Here is a 3,511-nt window from a genome sequence, read left to right as displayed (position 1 = left end):
ATGAAACCCAAGCGCCATTGCGTTTTGTGGTGGATAAACGGCTAACGCAGAAGTTGCGCCCGCCCCATGATCAATAAAGGATCATCGGGACATTCGGTGGCTTTGCTTTTGCTCTTGGAGGAAAGCCGGCCTCCCTGAGCCGCAACGACCGGTCAGTACCAAGCAAAGACCCGCCGGAGCGATCCGGCGGGTCCCTGGCTGCCTGATTCTGTGTTGCCCGCGTGCGAAAAGCGAGCCGGCCGTCGATCACATGCCGTTGCCGCCGCCGGGCAGGCCGGGCGCCAGCTTGCTGGCGCCGTTGATGATCTGGCTGAGGAAGTTCTGGTCCTTGCCGCCGGTCGGCGTGGTGCGCGAGATGAAGTCGAAGATCTTGCCGTCCTTCAGCCCGTAATTGGCGATCTGGGTGACGCGGCCGTCGGCGCCGAAATAGACCGCCAGCACTTTCTGGTCGACCAGATGCGGCTTGTCGAAGGCGACATAGCGCTTGCGCGTCTGCGAGATGTAGTAGAAGGCCTCGTTGTCGAAGGTCGCCGTCGTCGACGGGGTACCAAGCGCCAGCAGAACCTGCTCACGGCTCGACCCGACCGGCACCGAGTCGATTGCCTGCTGGTCGATGACGTAACCCTGCGTCAGCGTCTCGCTGGGGTTGAGGTCACCCATCATCTTGGACGAATTGCAGGCCGAAAGCGCGGATACCGCCACCAGCAGAGAGGCCGCGCCCGCCGAAACAGGCGTAAAAAGCGACTTGAATTTCAGCGCACCCAACAACAATTCTCCATCACATCCCCGCAACTTGCGCTGGGCGGCAAAACCGGTAAACCAGCTTGCCTGCCGATGCAACAAGGCCAATTCAACAAAAGGTCCCCGGGAGACCACCCTCAATGTTCCAACGCCTTTTTGGCCGCGAACGCCATGCCAACCGCGCTATCACCGAGGCGCTTTACGCACAAATCGTGGCGGCGGCGCGGCAAACCGTGTTTTATTCCGACTGGAATGTACCGGATACGCCGCTGGGTCGTTTCGAGATGCTGTCGCTGCACATGTTCCTGTTCCAGCACCGGCTGCGCGGCGAAAACGGGGCCGCGACGGAGGTCGCTCAGGTGCTGATCGACGAGTTCTTCCTGGATGTCGAACATTCGTTGCGGGAACTGGGCATCAGTGACGTCGGCGTGCCGAAGCGCATGAAGAAGCTGGCCAAGATGTTCTATGGCCGCACAGCCGCTTATGACGATGCGCTGGATCGCGACGACCGCGACGCGCTCGCCGCCGCCCTTGCCCGCAATATCCTGCCCGAGGCCGCCGACTGGCCGCAGGCGCCGCTGCTGGCCGCCTATGTCGCGGGTGCCGCCCGCCATCTTGCGGCCCAGCCGGCCGAATCGATCGCATCCGGCGCGGTGACGTTTCCGGCGGCCGGCTGAGGAGGCGAAGATGAAACATGTCGATCCGCAAAGCCCGGTATCCTTCGTCGCCAATGTCGCCCGCCTGCCGCAAAAGGGGCTGCCAGTGACGATCGAGGCCGACGAACGGCAGCGCACTGCGCTCGCCACCGAGCACGAACTGCTTTCGGTCGAGCGGTATCGCGCCGAGCTTCTGGTGACGCAGTGGAAGCGCAATGGCGTCAAGGTCAGCGGCCGTGTCGAGGCCGACTTCACGCAGGCCTGCATCGTTACCCTGGACCCGGTCGCAGCGCACATTGACGAGCCGGTCGAGGCGCTGTTCCTGCCGGAACAGTCCAAGCTCGGGCGGCAGGGCTTCGAAGGTGGCGGCGAGATCCTGCTCGACGCCGACGGACCCGATAGCCCGGAGACGTTTTCCGGCGACACCATCGATGTCGGCGCGCTTGCCGAGCAGTTTTTTGGCCTGGCGATCGATCCGTATCCGCGCAAGGCCGGAGCGTCGCTGGAGGTCTCGGGCGACGGCGAGACCGAGGAAAGCGAATTCCAGCAAAAGCTCCGGTCCCTGCTTGGAAAATCCTGAAACCGGACCCGATATTAGAAAAGCTGGTTGTGCGGCAGCCCAAAACCGTTATTTTCGCCGAACCTTCGCGAGCCCCCGAACCTGACCAACTCCGCCGGTCAGGCAAACCGTGAGATGAATACCGCGTGATCAGGATTTCCATCGATGCCATGGGCGGCGATCACGGGCCAGGCGTGGTCATCCCGGCGCTCATGACGGTCGCCATTCGCCGTCCCGATATCCGCTTCATCATCTACGGCCGCGAGGAGGCTGTGCGCCCCGAGCTTGCCAAGTTTCCGAAGCTCGCCGAGGCGAGCGAATTCGTGCATTGCGAGATCGCTGTCCGCATGGACGATAAGCCGAGCCAGGCGCTGCGCCATGGCCGCTGGAAGTCGTCGATGTGGAAGGCGGTCGAAGCGGTGAAGTCCGGCACCGCACAGGCCTGCATTTCGGCCGGAAACACCGGCGCGCTGATGGCGATGTCGAAATTCTGCCTGCGCACTATGGCCACCATCGACCGTCCGGCGATCGCGGCGATCTGGCCGACGACGCGCGGCGAAAGCGTGGTGCTGGACGTAGGCGCCACCATCGGCGCGGATGCGCACCAACTCATTGATTTCGCCATCCTGGGCACCGGCATGGCGCGTTCGGTGTTCGGCATCGAGCGCCCGAGCGTCGGTCTGCTCAATGTCGGCGTCGAGGAGATCAAGGGCCAGGAAGAGGTCAAGGAGGCCGGGCGCATGCTGCGCGAGGCCAACATGGCCTCGATGAACTATCGCGGCTTCGTCGAGGGCGACGACATCGGCAGGGGCACGGTCGACGTCGTCGTCACCGAGGGCTTTGCCGGCAACATCGCGCTCAAGACCGCCGAGGGCACCGCAAGACAGATCGGCGGCTACCTGCGCGCCGCCATGAGCCGCACGCTGATGGCCAGGATCGGCTATGTTTTCGCCAAGGGGGCCTTTGACCGGCTGCGCGAGAAGATGGATGTCGGGCGCTCCAATGGCGGTGTCTTCCTCGGCCTCAACGGCATCGTGGTGAAAAGCCATGGTGGCGCCGATTCGGACGGCTTCGCGGCGGCGATCGAGCTTGGCTACGACATGGTGCGCAATAATCTGCTTGACCGCATCGAGGCCGATCTCGATCTGTTCCATGCGCGCAATCCGCATGCCCAGGCAAACAGGAAATCCGACGTCGTTGTCGGCGCAAAGGAATAGGAAAGAGCTTTGATCAGATCAGTCGTGCGCGGCTCGGGCGCCGCGCTGCCCCGCCGCATCATGAAGAATGCCGATTTCGAAGGCATGGTCGAGACCTCCGACGAGTGGATCGTCCAGCGTACCGGCATTCGCCAGCGCCATGTCGCGGCCGACGACGAGACGACCGCCTCGCTGGGCGAGGCGGCGGCGCGCGCCGCGCTTGACAGTGCCGGCCTGACACCCGCCGACATCGACCTGATCGTGCTGGCGACCTCGACGCCCAACAACACCTTCCCCGCGACCGCCGTCGAGATCCAGAACCGGCTCGGCATGCATCACGGCTTTGCCTTCGACTTGCA

4 protein-coding genes and 1 pseudogene are annotated in these 3,511 nt (G+C 63.7%); 4 read left to right on the top strand and 1 reads right to left on the bottom strand.

All coding sequences use genetic code 11. The annotated features are described in order from the left end of the window. Positions 1–246: 246 nt before the first annotated feature. Positions 247–765 carry an outer membrane protein assembly factor BamE gene (locus tag EN742_RS28360; RefSeq protein WP_126054936.1) on the bottom strand — a complete coding sequence of 173 codons (519 nt, stop codon included), beginning with the start codon at positions 763–765 and terminating at the stop codon, positions 247–249. Between the two features lie 116 nt (positions 766–881). Here EN742_RS28360 and EN742_RS28355 point away from each other — a divergent pair, with 116 nt between their 5' ends. The 4 genes and pseudogenes from EN742_RS28355 to EN742_RS28340 all read left to right on the top strand — a co-directional run. Then, positions 882–1,418: a ubiquinol-cytochrome C chaperone family protein gene (locus EN742_RS28355; protein WP_126054935.1), complete on the top strand. Its 537-nt coding sequence runs from the start codon at positions 882–884 to the stop codon at positions 1,416–1,418. A 10-nt stretch (positions 1,419–1,428) separates the two neighbouring features. Continuing rightward, positions 1,429–1,977, top strand: coding sequence for a DUF177 domain-containing protein (locus EN742_RS28350; RefSeq protein WP_127406844.1), 549 nt, complete (start codon positions 1,429–1,431; stop codon positions 1,975–1,977). Between the two features lie 125 nt (positions 1,978–2,102). Continuing rightward, the gene (gene plsX / locus EN742_RS28345; RefSeq protein WP_126054933.1) at positions 2,103–3,173 is read left to right on the top strand and encodes a phosphate acyltransferase PlsX; all 1,071 of its coding nucleotides are present in this window, start codon (positions 2,103–2,105) and stop codon (positions 3,171–3,173) included. Between the two features lie 9 nt (positions 3,174–3,182). Then, a pseudogene (locus EN742_RS28340) lies at positions 3,183–3,511 on the top strand (3-oxoacyl-ACP synthase); the annotation flags it as partial.

It is taken from the genome of Mesorhizobium sp. M4A.F.Ca.ET.020.02.1.1 (assembly GCF_004022645.1).
In the GTDB taxonomy this organism is placed as follows: Bacteria; Pseudomonadota; Alphaproteobacteria; order Rhizobiales; family Rhizobiaceae; genus Mesorhizobium.
This window is presented reverse-complemented; position numbering and strand designations above follow the sequence as displayed.